The organism is Curvibacter sp. APW13 (assembly GCF_032337135.1).
GTDB lineage: Bacteria > Pseudomonadota > Gammaproteobacteria > Burkholderiales > Burkholderiaceae_C > Allorhodoferax.
In genome coordinates, this window is sequence record NZ_JAVXZZ010000002.1 from 1,024,582 (window position 1) to 1,043,507 (window position 18,926).

An 18,926-nucleotide genomic window follows, 5' to 3' on the forward strand; every position below is an offset into this window, starting at 1 on the left:
AGGGCCAGACCATGCACCGCAAGCCCATCCGCCATTGCCGCGAATGCGGAACGGCCGTGGTGTACCGCCTGCCCGACGATGGCGACACCAAGGAGCGCGCCGTCTGTCCATCCTGCGTGACCATCCATTACGAAAACCCGCTCAATGTGGTGGGCACGGTGCCCTACTTCGATGACCGGGTGCTGCTCTGCAAGCGCAACATCGAACCCCGCTGGGGCAAATGGACCTTGCCGGCCGGATTCATGGAACTGGGTGAAACCACGGCCGCTGGCGCCGCCCGGGAAACGGTGGAGGAAGCCGGTGCCCAGTTCGAACTGGAAGACCTGTTCTCGCTCATCAACGTGCCCGTGGTCGGGCAGGTGCACCTGTTCTACCGGGCGCGGCTGACCAGCGAGCAGTTCGACCCCGGCTCGGAAACGCTGGAAGCGCGGCTTTTTCATGAAGACGAGATTCCCTGGGACGAGATCGCATTCCAGACCGTCAAGCAAACCCTTCAGCGCTACTTTGCCGACCGCCAGAGCGGCCAATTCCGCTTTCATACCATCGACCTTGTCTGACGCACCCGCCATGCTGCCGTGCTATGTGATGCTCGACCTGGAAACCACCGGGGGCAGTGCCGAACACGACCGCATCACCGAAATAGCCATGGTGCGGGTCGAGGACGGCACACCAACACAGCGCTGGAGCAGCCTGGTCAACCCGGGAAAGCCCATACCGCCCTTCATCGAATCGCTCACCGGCATCAGTGACGCCATGGTGGCGGACGCCCCCCCATTTGCCGAACTGCTGCCTCGGGTGCAGGAACTCCTGCACGGCGCCGTGCTGGTGGCGCACAACGTACGCTTCGACCATGGCTTTCTCGCCAAGGAAATGGAACGCGCCGGCGCCCTGCTCAACGTGCAGACCCTGTGCACGGTGCGCCTGTCACGCAGGCTGTACCCGCATTTCAAGGGGCATGGCCTGGATGCACTGAGCCAGCGCCACGGGCTGCTCAACGAAGCCCGGCACCGCGCCATGGGCGACGTGGACGCCGTGCTGGCCTGGCTGGACATTGCCACCCGCGAACTCGGAGCGCAAGCCGTGCAAGCGGCAGCCCAAAGTCTGCTGCAAGGCAACGGCTACCTGCCTGCCCACCTGCAGACCCCGCTGACCGACCTTCCCGAAGGGCCCGGGGCCTACGTGCTGCGCAATGCTCAAGGCCAAGCCATCTATGTAGGCAAGGCAGCCCACCTGCGCCAGCGCGTGCTCAAGCACATCCAAAGCGCCAAGACGGTAGCCAAGGACCGTGAACTGACGGATCAGACCGTCACCATCGACGCACACCCGACCGCCGGTGAACTGGGGGCCTTGATCGAGCGCAACCGCCTGGTGGCCCAACTGCAGCCCCACCACAACCGGCTGCTCAAGCGCGAGCGCGCCACCTTGGAGTTCACCCTGGCTACCCTGCCCGCCTGGCCGCTGTCGGCACCGCTGGCCATCCGCGAATACCACCCGGGCAGCGAACGCAGTGCCGTGCACGTGTTTGACCAGTGGCGCTGGTTGGGCAGTGCACAGAGCGAGGAAGAACTGCAGCAACTGGACCTGCACACCGAACGGGCCGCGCAGCGCCCATTCGACGTCGAAGTGTTCCGCGTGCTGCAAAAGCGACTGCCCACGCTCAAGCACGACCCCCACCTATTCCTGTGGACAAGGACAACCCATGGTGAATTCACCGGCTGACGAACTCGGAAAAGTGCAGAGCGCCATCTTGGACCTGGTGGTGGCCATACCCGAGAGCACGGAGCAGCCCGTGGAGCTCCCCGCTGTGCGTGCGCAGGCGATCGCCCGCGATGCCGCGCGCAAGACCAGCCTGATTGCAGCCTCCATGGCCTTGCCGCCCGGCATCCTGGGCTGGCTGACCGTACTGCCCGAGTTGCTGGGCGTGTGGAAGGTGCAGGCCCAGATGGTGGCCGACATTGCATCGGTATACGGCAAGAAGAGCCAGCTGGGCCGTGAACAGATGCTGTATTGCCTGTTCAAGCACGTGGCCGCGCAGCTGTTCCGCGACGTGATCGTGCGCGTGGGTGAGCGCGCCGTGGTGCAGCAAACCACCTACAAGATGCTGCAGAGCATCACCCAGCAGCTGGGCCTGGCACTGTCCAAGACGCTGCTCAAGCGCAGTGCCTCGCGCTTCGTACCCTTCCTGGGCGCCGCTACCGTGGGTGCCTACGCCTACTTTGATACCCTACAGGTCGCCAAGAACGCCACCGAGCTGTTCGAGCGCGCCACCGTCATCGACGAAATCAAGCGATAGCCCTTGTGGATATTGCGTAGACAGCTACAAATAGAGGAGCAAGCATGAACCTTTGGCACGACGTCGCCTGGATCGTCCCCTACCGCACCGAGCTGCTGACCCAGCTCGCCTTCGGCCTGTCGTGGCTCGGCTAAGCCACCTTCATCATGTTCTTCATGGCCATCGGCTACTGGAGTGCCAGCAAGACCGTGTTCTACCGCCTGCTGGTGCTGGTGGCCATTTCTGCCTTGGTGAATGCCTATGCCAAGGACTGGTTCCAGGACCCGCGCCCGCCCATGGAGCTGCGTCTGGACGACCTGGTGGAAAAGAGCTACGGCCTGCCCAGCGGCCATGCGCAGCTTGCGGTGGTGATGTGGATGTGGCTGGCCTGGGAAATCCGCGCCCTGTGGGCCTGGGTGCTCTGCGGGCTGATCGCACTGGGCGTGATGGCCAGCCGCATGTACCTGGGCGTGCATGACCTCGAAGACGTGACGGTGGGTGCTGCCATCGGCGCCGTCACGCTGGTCATCTTCGAATCGCTGCGCCACCGCAACCTGCGCTGGCAGCTGCACTTCACCACCAGCGCCCTGCTGATCGCGGTGGTAACTGGGCTGGCACTGAAGACGTGGCCCGGCACGGCACCGGACTACGTTCCCATGCTCGCCGGTTGGCTGGCCGCCGCCACCTGGGCCCTACATGTGGACGACGCCCAGCTGGACTACGCGCCTCCATCCGAACTACCCAAAAAGGTGTTGGTGGGGGTTATCGGTGCGGCTGCCTTCATTGCGGAGCAGAAGCTGCTCAAGGTGCTGGGCGCCGGCAACACCATGGATCCGATGCAATGGAACCTGATGAAGGGGCTGATCAGCGGCATCTTCGTCTCCTTGCTGATGCCAGCCCTGTTCGTGCGCTTCGGATTGGCTGGCCGCGCCCACCCCATGCCCCACGCCCACTGAATTTCGCTTTCCATGGCCAAGCTCTTCTTCCGCTATTCGGCAATGAACGCCGGCAAATCCACCTCGCTGCTGCAGATCGCCTACAACTATGAGGAGCAGGGCCAACGGGTGCAGTTGTTCACCGCTGCCATCGACAACCGCGCGGGTGTGGGCAAGATCAATTCGCGGCTCGGTCTCACGCGCGAAGCCCAGGTGTTCGACGACCGCACCGATTTTTCGGCTCTGTTGCCCGCAGACCATGGCCTGGCCTGCGTGCTGATTGACGAAGCCCAGTTCCTGCACCCCGAACAGGTGCGCCAGTTGCACCGCGTGGCACACACCTGCAAGCTGCCCATCATCTGCTTCGGCATCCGCTCCGACTTCCGCGGCAACGCCTTCCCGGGCTCGGCCGCGCTGCTGACGCTGGCGGACGATCTGGAAGAGATCAAGACCATCTGCGCCTGCGGCCGCAAGGCAACCATGAACGTGCGCCTCGACGACCAGGGCCGCAAGGTCAAGGAAGGTGAACAGGTGGTGGTGGGCGGCAACGAACGCTACAAGCAGTCGTGCGCCCGCTGCTTCTACTCCGACTTCTAGGACCCACTGCGATGCACCGACGCCCGTTGACCCAAGCGCTCTGGTCCCTGGCCCTGCTGGGTGCGGCCGCCCATGCGGAAGTTTCGGTACAGACCATTGCCAAAGGCCTGGAACACCCCTGGGCCGTGGCCTTTTTGCCTGATGGCGCTTTTCTGGTCACGGAACGCCCCGGCAGAATGCGCGTGGTGCAACCCGATGGCCGCATCGGCCCGCCACTTCAGGGTGTGCCAGAGGTCGCCAGCGCAGGCCAAGGCGGATTGCTCGACCTGGTGCTCGACAAGGGGTTTGCCGACAACCGGCGCCTGTACTTCTGCTACGCCCAGCCAAGCGCTGACGGACGAACCAACAGCACGGCCTTGGCGGTGGCCACGCTGTCGGCCGATGCGAGCCGGCTGGATTCGGTGCGGACCATCTTCGTACAGCAACCGAAGGTCAAAAGCACCCTGCACTTCGGTTGTCGCATTGCCCAGAGCCCCCCGACGGCCGCCATGCCTGTCAGCGTGCTCTACCTGACCTTGGGCGAACGCTTTCACCACCGGGACGACGCCCAGAAGCTCGACAACCACCACGGCAAGGTCGTCCGTGTGGCTGCAGACGGCAGCATTCCCCCGGGCAACCCCTTTGCGACCACCCCCGGTGCGCTACCGGAAATCTGGAGCTACGGTCACCGCAACCCGCAAGGCGCGGTACTGGCGCCGGACGGCACACTCTGGATCCATGAGCACGGGCCAATGGGCGGTGACGAGATCAACCTGCCACGCCCCGGCGCGAACTACGGCTGGCCACTGGTCAGCTATGGGCGCAACTACAACTTCACCGCAGTGGGCAACGGAAAGACGCAGCAGGAAGGTACCGAGCAACCAGTGCACCAATGGACGCCATCGATAGCGCCTTCTGGCATGGCCTTCGTGACCAGCAAGCGCTATGGCGATGACTGGGTCGGCAATCTGCTGGTGGGCTCACTGAAGTTCACCCACCTGGCCAGGCTGGAGTTGGCTGCGCCATTCACCGGCCCGGTTGTGAAAGAAAGCCGCCTGCTCACTGACCTGGGCGAGCGTGTACGCGATGTGCGACAAGGCCCGGACGGCTACATCTACCTTCTGACGGACCATCCCCAAGGCAGCCTGCTGCGACTGGTTCCCAGCCCCTGAGACTGGCTGACGGGGAGCGTTTGATCCAGGTCAAAAACCCTGTTCGCGTGGCTTGAGTTTGTTCCCACAGCTCCTAAATTTCAGGTTGAGGGGCGCGCAGGGTGTGCGTCCCGTTCACCACTGAACCAAGGAGTACAAGATGAGTTCCCTGATGCATCGCGGCAATTTCCTCGACGACTTCTTCCGCGACGTTGCCCCCAGTTACTACGTCAAGCCCCTGCACGGCGACCCGCTGCCGAGCGCACAGCAGATCAAGATTGATGTGAAGGAAAGCGACACGGCCTACACGGTGCATGCGGAGATCCCTGGCGTTCCCAAGGAAGACATCCACATCACGCTGGATGGGCCCGTAGTGACCCTGCGTGCCGAAGTCAAGCAGCACGACAGCACGGCCCGCAATGAAAAGGTACTGCGCTCGGAGCGCTACTACGGCGCAGTCTCTCGCAGCTTCCAGCTGCCGGTGGACATTGACCAGGACCGCTCCAGTGCCAAGTTCGAAAACGGCGTGCTGACACTTACCCTGGCCAAACGCCAGGCAGGCTCGGGCGCCCAACGCCTGTCGATCGACTGAAGCGCGCAGGTCGTGCTACGGCGCCTGTCAGGGCGTCGTGCCGCCCTGCAGCTCCTGCAGGCGCTGCCGGTAGGACTTGATCAGGTACTTGGGCAGCCAGCGCTCGTAGGCGGCCATGAAGGTGGGCTGGACCTTGCGGGTCTGCACCAGACGCGTCAGGTCGGCAAAAATCTTGTCGGTTTCGGGGCTCTTGGTGCAGCTGAAGCGCCCGGGCAACAGGTCGCTGTTGCCTTCAATCGGAAAAAAGCGCAGGTTGTTCGTGGGCCCAGTGAAGTACTCGATCTCACTGGGAAAGGCGAACATGTAATCAAAGCGCTGGCGCTCCAGCATGGCCAGCAGCACCTTGGTCGATTCGTCCTGGTAGATCTGCTGGATGTTCTTGGCACCTGCTTCCACTTGCGGCTTGACCAGGGCATCGATCTTGCCCCCATAGCTGCGCCCTCCTGCAATGCCAAGCCCCAAGCGCTGGTCCTGCAACGCCTTGTCCAGCATGAAGTAACCAGCCTTGCTGATGTACGGCGCAAACTGGGCTTGGTCACTGCCCCGCGTGACCACGCCAATCGGGTAAAGGTAACCATAAGGGGGCGTGAAGCGCAGATAGGCTTCGCGCTCGGGGGTCTGGAACAGGAGGCTGGTGCAGATGCCGCCGCCACGCTGCGCCATGAACATCACACGCGGCGGGGGTACGACCTCTTCCTTCAGACTGTGCTGCGGCAGGGTCTCGACGAGGAACTTGTAGATCTGGTCAATGTATCCCTCCCCGGCGCGATCCCCCACGGGCATGGTCATGGGAGCCAGTTCGGTACTGATCCAAGTGACCGATTCGGCGTTGACCGTGAACGCTGCGGAACACCCAAGCACCCAAGCTGCGGCAGAAAGCAAACCGGTCCGAAATTGCCGTCTGGCGCTTTGCATGGTCCATCGCCTTTCTTTCCAACGTGGTGGAATGGCATCATAGTGCGCCAATGCCATGGTGTATACCCGCAACGCCAAACCCACCTGAGATCAACCGCACCCCGCTGACTCCCATGATCACCCTGCACCAATTCGACCCCGTCTACGGCTTGCCCAATGCCAGTCCCTTCTGCATGAAAGTGGAAACCTGGCTGCGCATGGCAGGTTTGCCTTACGAGGCACCGCCCCTGCGCATGCAGGTACTGGGCAAGGCGCCTGCTGGCAAGCTTCCCTACATCGTGGACGACGGCGCCGTGGTTGCAGATTCCACCTTCATCATTGACCACCTGAAGGCCAAGCACCACATCGCGCTGGACGACTGGCTATCTCCCTCTCAGCAAGCCCAGGCGCTGGCGTTCCAACGCTTGCTGGAGGAAAACCTGTATTGGGCCGTGCTCTACAGCCGATGGATCGAACCTGCGGGCTGGGCACTGACGCGTGTCGCATTCTTTTGCAAGATGCCGCGACCTCTGCGCTGGTTCGTCCCCCCGCTGGCCCGCCGCAGCATGCGGCAGGAGTTGCACGGCCACGGCATGGGGCGCCACACCGCCGCAGAGATCACCGCCATAGGTCAGCGGGACATCACGGCCGTGGCCGACTTCCTGGGAGACAAGCCCTACTTCATGGGCGATACCCCCTGCTCGCTCGATGCCAGCGTCTACGCGTTCATGGCCAACATCCTGTGGGCACCGCTGGACCACCCACTGCAGCGCCATGCCCGCCAGTACCCGCAGCTGCTGGCCTACTGTGAGCGCATGAAATCAAGATACTGGGGTTGATTCGGCGCTTCAACTCTGCAACTGCGCCCAGGCCTTTTGGTTCCGGCCCACATGCCCTGCGGGCAGATGTGACCCTGCACCGAAAAGCCTGAACTCAATTGGCCAATTGTGTCCAGGCTTTTTCCAGCCGCTTCACACTCACCGGCTGCGGGGTGCGCAGTTCCTGGGCGAAGAAGCTCACGCGCAACTCTTCGAGCAGCCAGCGGAATTCGTCCATCCGCTCATCGCTCACGCCCTTGCGCTCGGCCACCAGGCGCCAGTAGCGCTGCTCCTGCGGGCGCAGCTCCAGCAGGCGGGTGGTGTCGCGGGCCGGGTCGGCGCGGTACTTGTCCAACCGCAGCGTGATGGCCTTGAGGTAGCGCGGCAGGTGCTGCAGCCGCTCCCAGGGCGTGGCGGTGAGGAAACGCTTGCCCATGAGGCGCTGGATCTGCTGCAGTGCGTCCACCGCCGCTTCGCCGCAGTTCTTACTGTCCTTGATCTTGCGTGCAGCAGCCGCGTACTCGGTGAGCACCGTGAGCGCCAGGCGCGCCACCTCGTTGGCGATGAGCGTGAGGCGCCCACGGCCCTCCTCCACACGCTTCTTGAATGCGAATTCGTCGGTAGGCAGTGGGTCGGCTAGAAAAGCGCGGTCCAGCGCCACGGCCAGGATCTGCTCGCGCAGTTCCTCCACGGTGCCGCCGCTGGCGCCCTTGCCGCCTTCGAGCGTGCCCACCTGCATGTAGGCCACGCCCATCTTCTGCAGGTCGGGAATGTTCTTTTCCAGGTACTTGAGCGCGTCCTTGATCTGCAGCGCGAAAAGTCGCCGCAGCCCGGCGCGGTGCTTGGAAGCCGCCACCTCGGGCTCGTCAAACACCTCGATGCTGACCGCATCGCCGCCATCGATGAGGGCCGGAAAGCCGATCAGCGTCTGGCCGCCCTTCTTGATTTCCAGCAACTCGGGCAGTTCGCCAAAGGTCCAGGCCGTGTGGCGCTGACCGGCCTGCGGGGGTGCGGCCGAAGACGCTCCTGATTTGGGAGCAGCTTGCGCAGTGTCTGTGCGGGCAGAAGGCACTTTTTGCCCGTGAACGCCGCCCGCTGCAATTGCTATGCTTTTGGTAGCTGCTTGCGCAGTATCCACGCGGACTGGAGCCTGATTTGGCTCTGAACCGGCGAGTTTGAGCTGTGCCAGCGCCTGGAAGGCCCCGCGCGCCTGCTTGCCCCACTCGGCCTTGAGCGCACCGATGTTGCGCCCCTGCCCCAGCTGGCGGCCGTGCTCGTCGACCACGCGGAAATTCATGAAGTGGTGCGCCGGCACCATGTCCACCTTGATGTCGGCGCGCACCAAGTTCAGCGAGGTGGCGTCCTTCACGAGCTTGAGCACAGCGTCCGTCAGGCTGCCGGAGCCGAACACTTCCGGCGCATTGAGCTGGTCGGCAAATTTCTGCGCCGTCTCCGGCAACGGCACCAGGCGCGAGCGCGGTCGCTGGTGCAGGGTCTTGAGCAGCGCCTGCACCTTGTCCTTGAGCATGCCGGGCACCAGCCATTCGCAACGCTCTTCGCTCACCTGGTTGAGCACGAACAAGGGCACAGTCACGGTCAGGCCGTCGCGGGCGTCGCCGGGCTCGTGCAGGTAGGTGGCTGCGCAGTCCACACCGCCCAGTCGCAAAGTCTTCGGGAAGGAGGCGGTGGTGATGCCTGCCGCCTCGTGGCGCATGAGCTCGTCGCGGGTGAGTTTGAGCAGATTCGGCTGCTTCTTGACCTCTTCACGGTACCAGCGCTCCAGGCTGTAGCCGCTGCACACGTCGGCGGGCAATTGCTGCTCGTAGAAGGCGTAGATCAGCTCGTCGTCCACCAGAACGTCCTGGCGGCGGGCCTTGTGCTCCAGCTCTTCCACCTGGCGGAAGAGCTTGCGATTGGCCGCCAGGAACGGCAGCGGGGTTTCCCAGTCGCCATTGACCAGCGCTTCGCGGATAAAGACTTCGCGCGCCGCCGCCATGTCGTAGCGGCTGTAGTTCACTCGCCGGCCGCTGTAGACCACGATGCCATAGAGCGTGGCACGCTCCAGCGCCACCACTTCCCCGGCCTTCTTTTCCCAGTGCGGGTCCAGCAGCTGCTTTTTCAGCAGGTGCGCGCCCACAGTCTCCAGCCACTGCGGCTCGATGGCAGCCACGCCGCGCCCGAACAGGCGCGTGGTTTCCACCAGCTCGGAGGCCACGATCCAGCGCCCCGGCTTCTTGGTGAGGTGGGCGCCGGGGTGCGGGTAGAACTTGATGCCGCGCGCACCCAGGTATTCGCCGGACGCGTTTTCCGCCTCGACCTTGCAACCCACATTGCCCAGCAAGCCCGCGAGCATGGACAGGTGCAGCTGCTCGTAAGTGGCGGGCAGCTGGTTTTCGCGCCATTGGTGCTCGGCCACCACGGTGTGCAGCTGGGTGTAGATGTCCTTCCACTCGCGCACACGGCGGATGTTGACGAAGTTGGCGCGCAGCAGCTGCTCGTACTGGCGGTTGGTGAGCTTGTGGGTCGGCTGGGCACCGGGCGTGGCCGCCGTCTTCTCGCCCCGCGCCTCGTGAATCCATTTCCACAGCTTCAGGTAGCCGGTGAATTCGCTCTTCTCGTCGTCGAACTTCTTGTGCGCGGCGTCGGCCTGCTGCTGCGCCTCCATGGGCCGGTCGCGCACGTCCTGCACGCTCAGGGCCGAGGCAATGACCAGCGCTTCGCTGAGCGCATTGCGCTCGCGCGCCTCGATCAGCATGCGGCCCACGCGCGGGTCCAGCGGCAGGCGGCTCAGTTCCTGGCCCAGTGGCGTGAGTTCGTTGGCATCGTCCACGGCGCCCAGCTCGTTGAGCAGCTGGTAGCCGTCGGCAATGGCGCGGCCACTGGGGCGCTCGATGAAGGGGAAGTCTTCCACCGCGCCCAGGCGCAGCGACTTCATGCGCAGGATGACGCCAGCCAGCGAGCTACGCAAAATTTCGGGCGTGGTGAAACGCTCGCGCCCGGCAAAGTCCTTCTCGTCGTACAGGCGAATGCAGATGCCGTTGGCCACGCGGCCGCAGCGCCCGGCACGCTGGTTGGCTGCCGCCTGGCTGATGGGCTCCACCAGCAACTGCTCCACCTTGCTGCGGAAACTGTAGCGCTTCACGCGCGCCGTACCTGCGTCAATGACGTATCGGATGCCGGGCACGGTCAAGGACGTTTCGGCCACGTTTGTGGCCAGCACGATGCGCCGCCCGGTGTGGCCGTCGAAAATGCGGTCCTGCTCGGCCTGGCTCAGGCGCGCAAACAGCGGCAGTACCTCGGCGTGGCGCAGCACCGGGTTGTGGCTCAGGTGCTTGCGCACATGGTCGGCGGCCTCGCGGATTTCGCGCTCACCGGGCAGGAACACCAGAATGTCGCCCTGCTGCTCCGGTACGCGCCAGAGCTCGTCCACCGCTTCGGCTATCGCATCGTTGAGGTCGTATTCCCGGCTCTCCTCGAACGCGCGGTAGCGCTGCTCCACCGGAAACATGCGCCCCGACACCATGATGACCGGTGCCTTGCCCTTGGCGGATGCGAAATGCTCGGCAAAGCGCTCGGCATCGATGGTGGCCGACGTCACCACCACTTTCAGGTCCGGTCGGCGAGGCAATATCTGCTTGATGTAGCCCAGCAGGAAATCAATGTTGAGGCTGCGCTCGTGCGCCTCGTCGATGATGAGCGTGTCGTAGGCCTGCAGCAGCGGGTCGGTCTGGGTTTCGGCCAGCAGGATGCCGTCCGTCATCAGCTTCACCGACGCATCCTTGCCCAGACGGTCGTTGAAGCGCACCTTGTAGCCAACCACCTCGCCCATCGGTGTCTTCAACTCTTCGGCGATGCGCTTGGCCACACTGCTGGCCGCAATACGCCGCGGCTGGGTATGGCCGATGAGGCGCCCCCTCTGCCCCGCCGGGTAGTTGAGCTTGCCGCGTCCCATGGCCAGTGCAATCTTGGGCAGCTGGGTGGTCTTGCCCGAACCCGTCTCGCCGCAGACGATGATGACCTGGTGTTTTTCCAGCGCCTCCATGATCTCGTGGCGCTTGCCCGACACGGGCAGGGTTTCGGGGAAATCGATTGTCAAACTCGGAGCGGTCAAGGCAGAAACTTCGTAGAGAATGGCGGATTATCCCAGCCCCTACCGCGCCAGCCGCCTTGCAATGACCTCTGTCTTCAATTTCACCTTTGTTCCGTGGTTCCGCTCGGTAGCACCGTACATCCACAAGTTCCGCAACCAGACCTTCGTGGTGGGCATCGCGGGGGAGGCCATTGCCGCGGGCAAGCTGCAGCATCTGGCCCAGGACCTGGCCATGATCCAGAGCATGGGGGTGAAGATTGTGCTGGTGCACGGCTTTCGCCCGCAGGTGAATGAGCAGCTGCAGGCCAAGGGGCACACGGCGCGCTATTCGCACGGCATCCGCATCACTGACGAGGTGGCGCTGGACTGCGCCCAGGAAGCCGCCGGCCAGCTGCGCTACGAAATTGAAGCTGCGTTCAGCCAGGGCCTGCCCAACACGCCCATGGCCGACTCCACGGTGCGCGTGATCTCGGGCAATTTCATCACCGCGCGCCCCGTCGGCATTGTCGATGGCGTGGATTTCCAGCACAGCGGGCTGGTGCGCAAGGTGGACATTGCAGGCATCACCAAGACGCTGGACATGGGTGCCATGGTGCTGCTCTCGCCTTTCGGCTTTTCGCCCACCGGCGAGGCGTTCAACCTGAACATGGAAGAAGTCGCCACCTCGGTGGCCATTGCCCTGCAGGCCGACAAGCTGATCTTCATCACCGAGGTACCCGGCATTCGCCAGGACCCGACACAGCCTGCCAGCGACGACAACCCCATCGATACCGAGCTGCCGCTGGCAGCTGCCGAAAAGCTGCTGCAGCAACTGCCCGCGGCCAACCAGCCCACCGACACCGCCTTCTACCTGCAGCACTGCGTGAAGGCCTGCAAGGCCGGCGTGGAGCGCAGCCACATCATCCCCTTTGCGGTGGACGGCGCCATCCTGCTGGAGGTGTACGTGCACGACGGCATAGGCACCATGGTGGTGGACGAAAAGCTGGAAAGCCTGCGCGAGGCCACCGAGGAAGACGTGGGCGGCATCCTGCAGCTGATCGAACCCTTCGAGAAGGACGGCACCCTGGTCAAGCGCAGCCGCACCGAGATCGAGCGCGACATCGGAAACTACACCATCATCGAGCACGACGGCGTGATCTTCGCCTGCGCTGCGCTCTACCCCTACCCCGAAGCACGCACCGCCGAGATGGCGGCGCTCACGGTGTCCCCCGAGTCGCAGGGCCAGGGTGACGGCGAAAAGGTGCTCAAGCGCATCGAACAGCGCGCCAAGGCCGCCGGGCTGGACAGCATTTTTGTGCTGACCACCCGCACCATGCACTGGTTCCTCAAGCGCGGCTTCCAGCAGGTCGACCCCGACTGGCTACCCGAAGCCCGCAAGCGCAAGTACAACTGGGACCGCAAGAGCCAGGTCCTGGTGAAGAAGCTCGGCTGAGAGACGCATGCCGCGGTGGCCATTTCGCGCCACCGGCCATCCAACCCAACAAACAGAAAAGCCCCCAAGTATTGCTACTTGGGGGCTTGCTGATTGGTCGGTGTGAAAGGATTCGAACCTTCGACCCCTTGCACCCCATGCAAGTGCGCTACCAGGCTGCGCCACACACCGAAGCCTTAGATTATATGGTGTTTTTGGCTGGTTTTGGCTCAGTCCAGCAAAAGAAGATCACGAATGCTCAGCAATTCGACGCGCACTGCTTCCAGGGGCAAAGCGGTGCCGGCATCCCCAGCGTCGAGGTCCATGGGTTCATCGCTCTCATCCTCCAAGGAAGAACCCTCGATGACCTCAATGCCATCGAGGAACGCTTCGCCCATGCGTTTCTTGTCGCGCTCGTCCTGCAGAAGTTCCTGGATCTTGTTGCGCGCACCGCTGATGGTGAAGCCCTGGTCGTACAGGAGGTCGCGGATGCGGCGGATCATCAGCACTTCGTGGTGCTGGTAGTAGCGGCGGTTACCGCGGCGCTTCATGGGCCGCAGCTGCGTGAACTCCTGCTCCCAATACCGTAGCACATGAGGCTTGACCCCGCACAGATCCCCCACCTCACCGATGGTGAAATAGCGCTTGGCTGGTATAGGGGGGAGAGTTTTCTCCATTGAAATCAAGGCTGTACAGGTGAAAGCGTAGAGATTACTCTAACTTTCATGCCCGTGCCAAGCGTCTTGGCCGCCAATCGCAAAAATTGTTTGCAACAGGCTGCTTACGATTTCACATCCTGCTGGATTTGTTCCTTGAGCTTGTGGCTGGCATGGAAGGTAACTACCCGGCGCGCCTGGATTGGAATCGCCTCGCCGGTACGCGGGTTGCGTCCCGGGCGCGGTGCCTTGGTGCGGATCTGGAAGTTGCCAAAGCCGGAAATCTTGACGTCATTGCCATCCACCAGGCTGGCGGCGATGAGGTCGAAGAAGGCATCGATCATGTCCTTGGACTCACGCTTGTTGAGTCCGATCTGCTCGAACAGCAGGTCCGCCAACTGCGCCTTGGTCAGCGCAGGGGTTTCCAGACTTTCCACCGAAAAATCCATAACCGGGCCTCCGTGGGCAAAAGGATCGAGATCAGACACGCTGGCGCGCCCCAACCGAGGTCTGCAGATTGCTCACCACGGCGGAAACCGCGGCTTCGATCTGCTCTTCCGTCAGGGTAGCTTCGTCGCTGTTGAGGGTCAGGCGCACCGCCAGGCTACGGTCCTGCGCCGGGGCACCCTTTTCCACCTTGGGACGGTAGACGTCGAACAACTGGGCGTCGCGCAGCAGGCCCTGGGTGGGCGCAGCGTGGATGGCCTGCATCAGGGCGGCGTGGGTCACGGCATCATCCACCACGACGGCAATATCGCGCTGCACGGGCTGGAACTTGGCCACGGACTCAAACGACGGCACCTTGCGTGCCAATACAGCATCCAGCTCGAGCTCAAAGAGGATCGGGGCGCTGGGCAGCTCGTAGGACTGGCGCCACTTGGGGTGCAGTTCGCCAACGAAACCGATGGATTGGCCGGCCACCAGCACCTGCGCACAACGGCCGGGGTGCATGGCCGGATGCTGCGCTGGCACGAAGGACGCCTGCAGTGGTGCCAGCAGCGCTTCTACGTCACCCTTCACGTCAAAGAAGTCCACGGCCTGCTCCTTGCGGCCCCATTGCAGCGTATCGGCACCACCACTGGCCAAGCCGGCCACGCGCATGGGCTGGTCGAAGCCTTCGACGGTGGAATCGGTACTCTTCACCGTGGCGTCGCGCAGGAACACGCGACCCAGCTCGAACACCCGCACGCGCGGGGCCTTGCGGGCCACGTTGAATTTCAGTACCTGCAGCAGCGAACCCAAGAGCGAGGAGCGCATGACGCTCATCTGGCTGGCAATGGGGTTGAGCAGCTTGATGGGGTTGGGGTTACCTGCGAGCTCGTGTTCCCAGCGCTCTTCGACAAAGCTGAAATTGATGGTTTCCTGGTAGCCCATGGCCGCCAGTGCACGGCGCACAGCGAAGGGGCTGCGCTGTGCCTCGGCGCGGATCTTGGCGGTGATCGGGGCCTGCGGCGGGGTGTGCGGCAGGTTGTTGTAGCCCACCATGCGGGCCACTTCCTCGATCAGGTCTTCCTCGATCTGCAGGTCGAAGCGGTAGGACGGGGGCGTTACGGTCACGGTGCCCTCGCCTTCTGTCACAGGCAAGCCCAGGCGGCGCAGTGCATCGGCACATTGCACCTGGCTCAGCGGCATGCCCACGACCTTGTTGGCCCGCGCCACCCGCAGGGTGACAGGTGCAGCTTGCGGCATGCGGGCCTGCTGGTCGGTGATCGGGCCACAACTGGTCTCGGGCGTACCGCAGATGTCGATGATGAGCTGCGTGATGCGCTCGATGTGCTCGACGGTGAACTGCGGATCGACACCGCGCTCGAAGCGGTGCCCGGCATCGGTGGAGAAGTTGTAGCGGCGCGAACGGCCGGCGACCGACTTCGGCCACCAGAACGCCGCCTCGACGTAGATGTTGCGGGTGTCGTCGGACACCGCGGTGGCATCGCCACCCATGATGCCCGCCAGGGACTCGACCTGCCGCTCGTCGGCGATCACGCCCACCTTCTCATCCAGCGCCACGGTGTTGCCATTGAGCAGCTTCAGGGTTTCGCCCGCCTTGCCCCAACGCACGTCGAGACCGCCGTGTATCTTGTCCAAGTCGAAGATGTGCGAGGGACGCCCCAACTCGAACATCACGTAGTTGGAGATGTCCACCAGCGGGCTGACGCTACGCTGCCCGCAGCGTGCCAGACGGTCCACCATCCATTGTGGTGTTTTCGCCTGGGTGTTGACGTTGCGCACCACACGGCCCGAGAAGCGGCCGCACAAGTCGGGTGCGCTGATGGTCACGGGCACGGTGCTGTCGTTGCCCACGGCGGTGGTGGGGAAGGTAGGAGCCAGCAGTGGCGCTCCGGTTAGCGCAGCCACCTCGCGCGCGACGCCGTACACACTGAGGCAATGCGCCAGGTTGGGTGTGAGCTTGAGGGTGAACAGGGTGTCGTCGAGGTTCAGGTACTGTCGGATGTCCTGTCCCAGGGGTGCATCCAGCGGCAGCTCCAGCAGGCCGCCGTGGTCTTCAGACAGCTTGAGTTCGCGGGCCGAACACAGCATGCCCTGGCTTTCCACGCCACGCAGCTTGCCCACCTTGATCAGGAAAGGCTTGCCGTCTTCCCCCGGCGGCAATTCGGCGCCAACCAGCGCGCAGGGAATGCGAATACCGACGCGGGCGTTGGGTGCGCCGCAGACGATGTTGAGCAAGGCACCCTGCCCCACGTCGACCTGGCACACGCGCAGGCGATCGGCGTTGGGGTGCTGCACGGCCTCTTTGATCTCACCCACCACGATCTTGGTGAACGGGGGTGCGACCGGTGCGAGCTCTTCCACCTCCAGACCGGCCATGGTCAGCGTATCGGCCAGTTCTTGGGTACTCAGCGGTGGGTTGCAGAAGGTGCGCAGCCAGGATTCAGGAAATTGCATGGTCGGAAAGCGGTAGGAGGTTCAAACGGCGACGTGTGGGTTCCTGCCGGTTCACTGGAACTGGGACAGGAAGCGGATATCGCCGTCAAAGAACAGGCGCAGGTCATTGACGCCGTAGCGCAGCATCGTCAGGCGGTCAGGCCCCATGCCAAAGGCAAAGCCGATGTAGCGTTCGGGGTCCAGCCCCATGTTGCGGATCACGTTCGGGTGTACCTGGCCGGAACCGGCCACTTCCAGCCAGCGGCCAGCCAGCGGGCCGCTCTGGAACTGGATGTCGATCTCGGCACTGGGTTCGGTGAAAGGGAAGAAGCTGGGGCGGAAGCGCAGCACCAGATCGTCGCTCTCAAAAAAGGTGCGGCAGAAATCGGTGAAGACGAACTTGAGGTCCTTGAAGCTCACGTTTTCCCCCACCCACAGGCCTTCGCACTGGTGGAACATGGGAGAGTGGGTGGCGTCGCTGTCCACGCGGTAGGTCCGGCCTGGCGCGATGACGCGGATTTCGGGCATGTCGCCCGCATACAAACCCTCGGTTGCACCCTTGTACTTCTTGACATGCTGCACGGCGTAGCGGATCTGCATCGGGCTGGTGTGCGTGCGCAGCAGGTTGGGCGCAGTCTCGGAGCCGCCTTCGACATAGAAGGTGTCGTGCATGGAACGTGCCGGATGGTCTTCCGGCGTGTTCAGCGCCGTGAAGTTGAACCAGTCGGACTCGATTTCGGGGCCCTGGGCAACATCGAATCCCATGGAACCAAAGATCGCCTCGATGCGCTCCAGCGTCAGCGACACGGGGTGCAAGCCGCCCTGCCCGCGCTGGCGACCCGGCAGGCTCACGTCGAGCGCTTCGGCCTGCAACTGGGCCTGCAACTCGGCATCGGCCAGGGCCTGGCGGCGTGCGTTGAGTGCCGCCTCGATACCCTGCTTGGCCACATTGATGGCGGCGCCGCGGGTCTTCTTTTCTTCGATACTGAGCGCAGCCATGCCCTTCATCAGCTCGGTCACCCGCCCGGACTTGCCGAGAAACTGGGCTTTGGCATTTTCCAGGTCGGCCGGAGTTTGCGCTTGGGCAAATGCGGCGGATGCCTGTTCAACAAGGGCGTTCAGGTCGCTCATAGAATTCTTCTGTTTGGAAAATGAAAAAGGGCTAGTGCTCTTTCAAGCCCTAGCCCTTGATCTTGGTGCGCAGGCAGCTATTGAAACAATAGCGCCTGCCGTGAATCAAGCAGCCAGCTTGGCCTTCACTTGTTCCACGATGCCAGCAAAAGCAGCCATGTCATGGATAGCAATATCGGACAGGACCTTGCGGTCGATCTCGATGTTGGCTTTCTTCAGACCATTGGCAAACTGGCTGTATGTCAGACCGCACTGACGGGCTGCCGCGTTGATACGGGCAATCCACAGCTGACGGAACACGCGCTTCTTGTTGCGGCGATCGCGGTAGGCATATTGCCCAGCCTTCATCACCGCTTCTTTGGCTACGCGGAATACATTACCGCGGCGACCGCGGAAACCTTTTGCAAGGGCCAGAACTTTCTTGTGACGGGCGCGGGCCGTTACACCACGTTTGACGCGAGGCATTGTGTTACTCCTTGTACGTCGTTAATCAAATGCCTTGACCGGGCAGCATCTGTGCCATACGACCCATATCGGTCGCGTGCACACCAACTGCACCGCGCAAGTGGCGCTTGTTCTTGGTGGTCTTCTTCGTCAGGATGTGACGCTTGAAGGCTTGACCGCGCTTGACGGTACCACCGGGACGCACGCGGAAGCGTTTCTTCGCCGCGCTCTTGGTCTTCATTTTGGGCATGGATATGCTCCTTATCAATTGTGCTCGCGAGGCGTCCGGAAAACTTTTCCAGCCTTGTTGGCCCCGAGCCACTAATCGCACCTACCCCTTGCGGGACAGGTGCAGAAGGCAACCGAAGCTGCCTTCAGACTCCGGGCAGGTGACCGACCTGCCCGAAATGCTTTAAGCCGCAGCTTCCGCTGCAGGCTTGGGACTGCTGCCGGGCTTCTTGCGGCCCGGCGCAATCATCATGATCATCTGGCGACCTTCGAGCTTGGGGAACTGCTCCACAATGATCGAATCGCCCAGTTCGTCGCGCATGCGCTGCAACATGGCCAGACCCAGCTCCTGGTGCGTGATCTCGCGGCCACGGAAACGCAGCGTGATCTTGCACTTGTCGCCCTCTGCCAGGAAACGGCGGATGTTGCGCAGCTTGATGTTGTAGTCGCCATCATCGGTACCCGGACGGAATTTGATTTCCTTGATATCGATGACCGTCTGCTTGGCTTTCGCCTCGGCTGCCTTCTTCTGTTCCTGGTACTTGAACTTGCCGTAGTCCATCAGGCGGCAGACTGGCGGGTTCGCGGTCGCTGCAATCTCGACCAGATCCACATCCATCTCTCCTGCCAATCGCAGGGCTTCGGACAGGCTGACAATGCCCATGGGTTCATTCTCAGGACCGGAAATACGCACCTCGGGTGCAGTGATTTCACGATTCAGGCGGTGCTTACGCTCCTCGCGCTGGCGACGGTCACGGATTTCAGTAGCGATGGCTCTTTACCTCACAAAACATCAAAAAACGCAGACAGGCGCGCGCCAGTGCGAACGACCGTCAACGAAATAC

The 18,926-nt window shown here is 63.0% G+C and carries 18 protein-coding genes and 1 tRNA gene; 9 read left to right on the top strand and 10 right to left on the bottom strand.

Annotation, left to right across the window (positions count from 1 at the left end; all coding sequences use genetic code 11):
- Positions 1 to 11: 11 nt before the first annotated feature.
- The 7 genes from RQP54_RS13040 to RQP54_RS13070 all read left to right on the top strand — a co-directional run bounded on the left by RQP54_RS13040 (position 12) and on the right by RQP54_RS13070 (position 5,526).
- Positions 12 to 557 (top strand): NUDIX hydrolase, encoded by a 546-nt coding sequence (locus RQP54_RS13040; protein WP_315678773.1) that lies wholly within the window; start codon positions 12 to 14, stop codon positions 555 to 557.
- Complete coding sequence (locus tag RQP54_RS13045) at positions 550 to 1,719, top strand: exonuclease domain-containing protein (protein WP_315678774.1); 1,170 nt, start codon at positions 550 to 552, stop codon at positions 1,717 to 1,719. Before RQP54_RS13040 ends, RQP54_RS13045 begins: the two co-directional genes overlap by 8 nt.
- A complete protein-coding gene (locus tag RQP54_RS13050; protein ID WP_315678775.1) occupies positions 1,700 to 2,293 on the top strand; it encodes an EcsC family protein in 594 nt (197 codons plus the stop codon). The genes RQP54_RS13045 and RQP54_RS13050 overlap by 20 nt, the downstream gene beginning before the upstream one ends.
- Positions 2,294 to 2,439: 146 nt before the next feature.
- Positions 2,440 to 3,228 carry a phosphatase PAP2 family protein gene (locus tag RQP54_RS13055; RefSeq protein WP_315678777.1) on the top strand — a complete coding sequence of 263 codons (789 nt, stop codon included), beginning with the start codon at positions 2,440 to 2,442 and terminating at the stop codon, positions 3,226 to 3,228.
- Positions 3,229 to 3,240: 12 nt separating this feature from the next.
- Entirely contained in the window at positions 3,241 to 3,804 is a 564-nt protein-coding gene (locus RQP54_RS13060; RefSeq protein WP_315678778.1) for a thymidine kinase, read from the top strand.
- Between the two features lie 11 nt (positions 3,805 to 3,815).
- Positions 3,816 to 4,955 carry a PQQ-dependent sugar dehydrogenase gene (locus tag RQP54_RS13065; RefSeq protein ID WP_315678779.1) on the top strand — a complete coding sequence of 380 codons (1,140 nt, stop codon included), beginning with the start codon at positions 3,816 to 3,818 and terminating at the stop codon, positions 4,953 to 4,955.
- A gap of 139 nt (positions 4,956 to 5,094) precedes the next feature.
- Positions 5,095 to 5,526 carry an Hsp20/alpha crystallin family protein gene (locus RQP54_RS13070; protein WP_315678780.1) on the top strand — a complete coding sequence of 144 codons (432 nt, stop codon included), beginning with the start codon at positions 5,095 to 5,097 and terminating at the stop codon, positions 5,524 to 5,526.
- 27 nt (positions 5,527 to 5,553) lie between these two features.
- On the opposite strand, the gene RQP54_RS13075 is transcribed toward RQP54_RS13070, so the two are convergent.
- Positions 5,554 to 6,441, bottom strand: a complete 888-nt coding sequence (locus RQP54_RS13075; RefSeq protein ID WP_315678781.1) for a TIGR02285 family protein — start codon at positions 6,439 to 6,441, stop codon at positions 5,554 to 5,556.
- A 113-nt stretch (positions 6,442 to 6,554) separates the two neighbouring features.
- Here RQP54_RS13075 and RQP54_RS13080 point away from each other — a divergent pair, with 113 nt between their 5' ends.
- Positions 6,555 to 7,259, top strand: coding sequence for a glutathione S-transferase family protein (locus tag RQP54_RS13080; RefSeq protein WP_315678783.1), 705 nt, complete (start codon positions 6,555 to 6,557; stop codon positions 7,257 to 7,259).
- A gap of 94 nt (positions 7,260 to 7,353) precedes the next feature.
- On the opposite strand, the gene hrpA is transcribed toward RQP54_RS13080, so the two are convergent.
- Positions 7,354 to 11,280: an ATP-dependent RNA helicase HrpA gene (gene hrpA / locus RQP54_RS13085; RefSeq protein WP_409997572.1), complete on the bottom strand. Its 3,927-nt coding sequence runs from the start codon at positions 11,278 to 11,280 to the stop codon at positions 7,354 to 7,356.
- A gap of 130 nt (positions 11,281 to 11,410) precedes the next feature.
- On the opposite strand from hrpA, the gene argA reads away from it, so the two are divergent.
- Positions 11,411 to 12,760: an amino-acid N-acetyltransferase gene (gene argA, locus RQP54_RS13090; RefSeq protein ID WP_315678837.1), complete on the top strand. Its 1,350-nt coding sequence runs from the start codon at positions 11,411 to 11,413 to the stop codon at positions 12,758 to 12,760.
- A 94-nt stretch (positions 12,761 to 12,854) separates the two neighbouring features.
- On the opposite strand, the gene RQP54_RS13095 is transcribed toward argA, so the two are convergent.
- From RQP54_RS13095 to infC, 8 genes are all read right to left on the bottom strand, one after another.
- Positions 12,855 to 12,931, bottom strand: a tRNA-Pro gene (locus RQP54_RS13095).
- Between the two features lie 38 nt (positions 12,932 to 12,969).
- The gene (locus tag RQP54_RS13100; RefSeq protein WP_315678784.1) at positions 12,970 to 13,416 is read right to left on the bottom strand and encodes a MerR family transcriptional regulator; all 447 of its coding nucleotides are present in this window, start codon (positions 13,414 to 13,416) and stop codon (positions 12,970 to 12,972) included.
- Positions 13,417 to 13,520: 104 nt separating this feature from the next.
- A complete protein-coding gene (locus tag RQP54_RS13105; RefSeq protein ID WP_315678785.1) occupies positions 13,521 to 13,844 on the bottom strand; it encodes an integration host factor subunit alpha in 324 nt (107 codons plus the stop codon).
- 31 nt (positions 13,845 to 13,875) lie between these two features.
- A complete protein-coding gene (pheT, locus tag RQP54_RS13110; protein ID WP_315678786.1) occupies positions 13,876 to 16,299 on the bottom strand; it encodes a phenylalanine--tRNA ligase subunit beta in 2,424 nt (807 codons plus the stop codon).
- 51 nt (positions 16,300 to 16,350) lie between these two features.
- Positions 16,351 to 17,409: a phenylalanine--tRNA ligase subunit alpha gene (gene pheS, locus RQP54_RS13115; protein WP_315678787.1), complete on the bottom strand. Its 1,059-nt coding sequence runs from the start codon at positions 17,407 to 17,409 to the stop codon at positions 16,351 to 16,353.
- Positions 17,410 to 17,514: 105 nt separating this feature from the next.
- The gene (gene rplT, locus RQP54_RS13120; RefSeq protein ID WP_315678789.1) at positions 17,515 to 17,874 is read right to left on the bottom strand and encodes a 50S ribosomal protein L20; all 360 of its coding nucleotides are present in this window, start codon (positions 17,872 to 17,874) and stop codon (positions 17,515 to 17,517) included.
- Positions 17,875 to 17,899: 25 nt separating this feature from the next.
- Positions 17,900 to 18,103 carry a 50S ribosomal protein L35 gene (gene rpmI, locus RQP54_RS13125; RefSeq protein ID WP_315678791.1) on the bottom strand — a complete coding sequence of 68 codons (204 nt, stop codon included), beginning with the start codon at positions 18,101 to 18,103 and terminating at the stop codon, positions 17,900 to 17,902.
- Positions 18,104 to 18,265: 162 nt separating this feature from the next.
- A complete protein-coding gene (gene infC / locus RQP54_RS13130) occupies positions 18,266 to 18,853 on the bottom strand; it encodes a translation initiation factor IF-3 (RefSeq protein WP_315678838.1) in 588 nt (195 codons plus the stop codon).
- Positions 18,854 to 18,926 lie beyond the last annotated feature (73 nt).

What these genes read in the sequence shown, in the direction of transcription:
- RQP54_RS13040 (WP_315678773.1), top strand. Translation starts at nt 12, where the DNA reads ATGCACCGCAAGCCCATCCGCCATTGCCGCGAATGCGGAACGGCCGTG.
- RQP54_RS13050 (WP_315678775.1), top strand. Translation starts at nt 1,700, where the DNA reads ATGGTGAATTCACCGGCTGACGAACTCGGAAAAGTGCAGAGCGCCATC.
- RQP54_RS13055 (WP_315678777.1), top strand. Translation starts at nt 2,440, where the DNA reads ATGTTCTTCATGGCCATCGGCTACTGGAGTGCCAGCAAGACCGTGTTC.
- RQP54_RS13060 (WP_315678778.1), top strand. Translation starts at nt 3,241, where the DNA reads ATGGCCAAGCTCTTCTTCCGCTATTCGGCAATGAACGCCGGCAAATCC.
- RQP54_RS13065 (WP_315678779.1), top strand. Translation starts at nt 3,816, where the DNA reads ATGCACCGACGCCCGTTGACCCAAGCGCTCTGGTCCCTGGCCCTGCTG.
- RQP54_RS13070 (WP_315678780.1), top strand. Translation starts at nt 5,095, where the DNA reads ATGAGTTCCCTGATGCATCGCGGCAATTTCCTCGACGACTTCTTCCGC.
- RQP54_RS13075 (WP_315678781.1), bottom strand. Translation starts at nt 6,441, where the DNA reads ATGCAAAGCGCCAGACGGCAATTTCGGACCGGTTTGCTTTCTGCCGCA.
- RQP54_RS13080 (WP_315678783.1), top strand. Translation starts at nt 6,555, where the DNA reads ATGATCACCCTGCACCAATTCGACCCCGTCTACGGCTTGCCCAATGCC.
- hrpA (WP_409997572.1), bottom strand. Translation starts at nt 11,280, where the DNA reads ATGGAGGCGCTGGAAAAACACCAGGTCATCATCGTCTGCGGCGAGACG.
- argA (WP_315678837.1), top strand. Translation starts at nt 11,411, where the DNA reads ATGACCTCTGTCTTCAATTTCACCTTTGTTCCGTGGTTCCGCTCGGTA.
- RQP54_RS13100 (WP_315678784.1), bottom strand. Translation starts at nt 13,416, where the DNA reads ATGGAGAAAACTCTCCCCCCTATACCAGCCAAGCGCTATTTCACCATC.
- RQP54_RS13105 (WP_315678785.1), bottom strand. Translation starts at nt 13,844, where the DNA reads ATGGATTTTTCGGTGGAAAGTCTGGAAACCCCTGCGCTGACCAAGGCG.
- pheT (WP_315678786.1), bottom strand. Translation starts at nt 16,299, where the DNA reads ATGCAATTTCCTGAATCCTGGCTGCGCACCTTCTGCAACCCACCGCTG.
- pheS (WP_315678787.1), bottom strand. Translation starts at nt 17,409, where the DNA reads ATGAGCGACCTGAACGCCCTTGTTGAACAGGCATCCGCCGCATTTGCC.
- rplT (WP_315678789.1), bottom strand. Translation starts at nt 17,874, where the DNA reads ATGCCTCGCGTCAAACGTGGTGTAACGGCCCGCGCCCGTCACAAGAAA.
- rpmI (WP_315678791.1), bottom strand. Translation starts at nt 18,103, where the DNA reads ATGCCCAAAATGAAGACCAAGAGCGCGGCGAAGAAACGCTTCCGCGTG.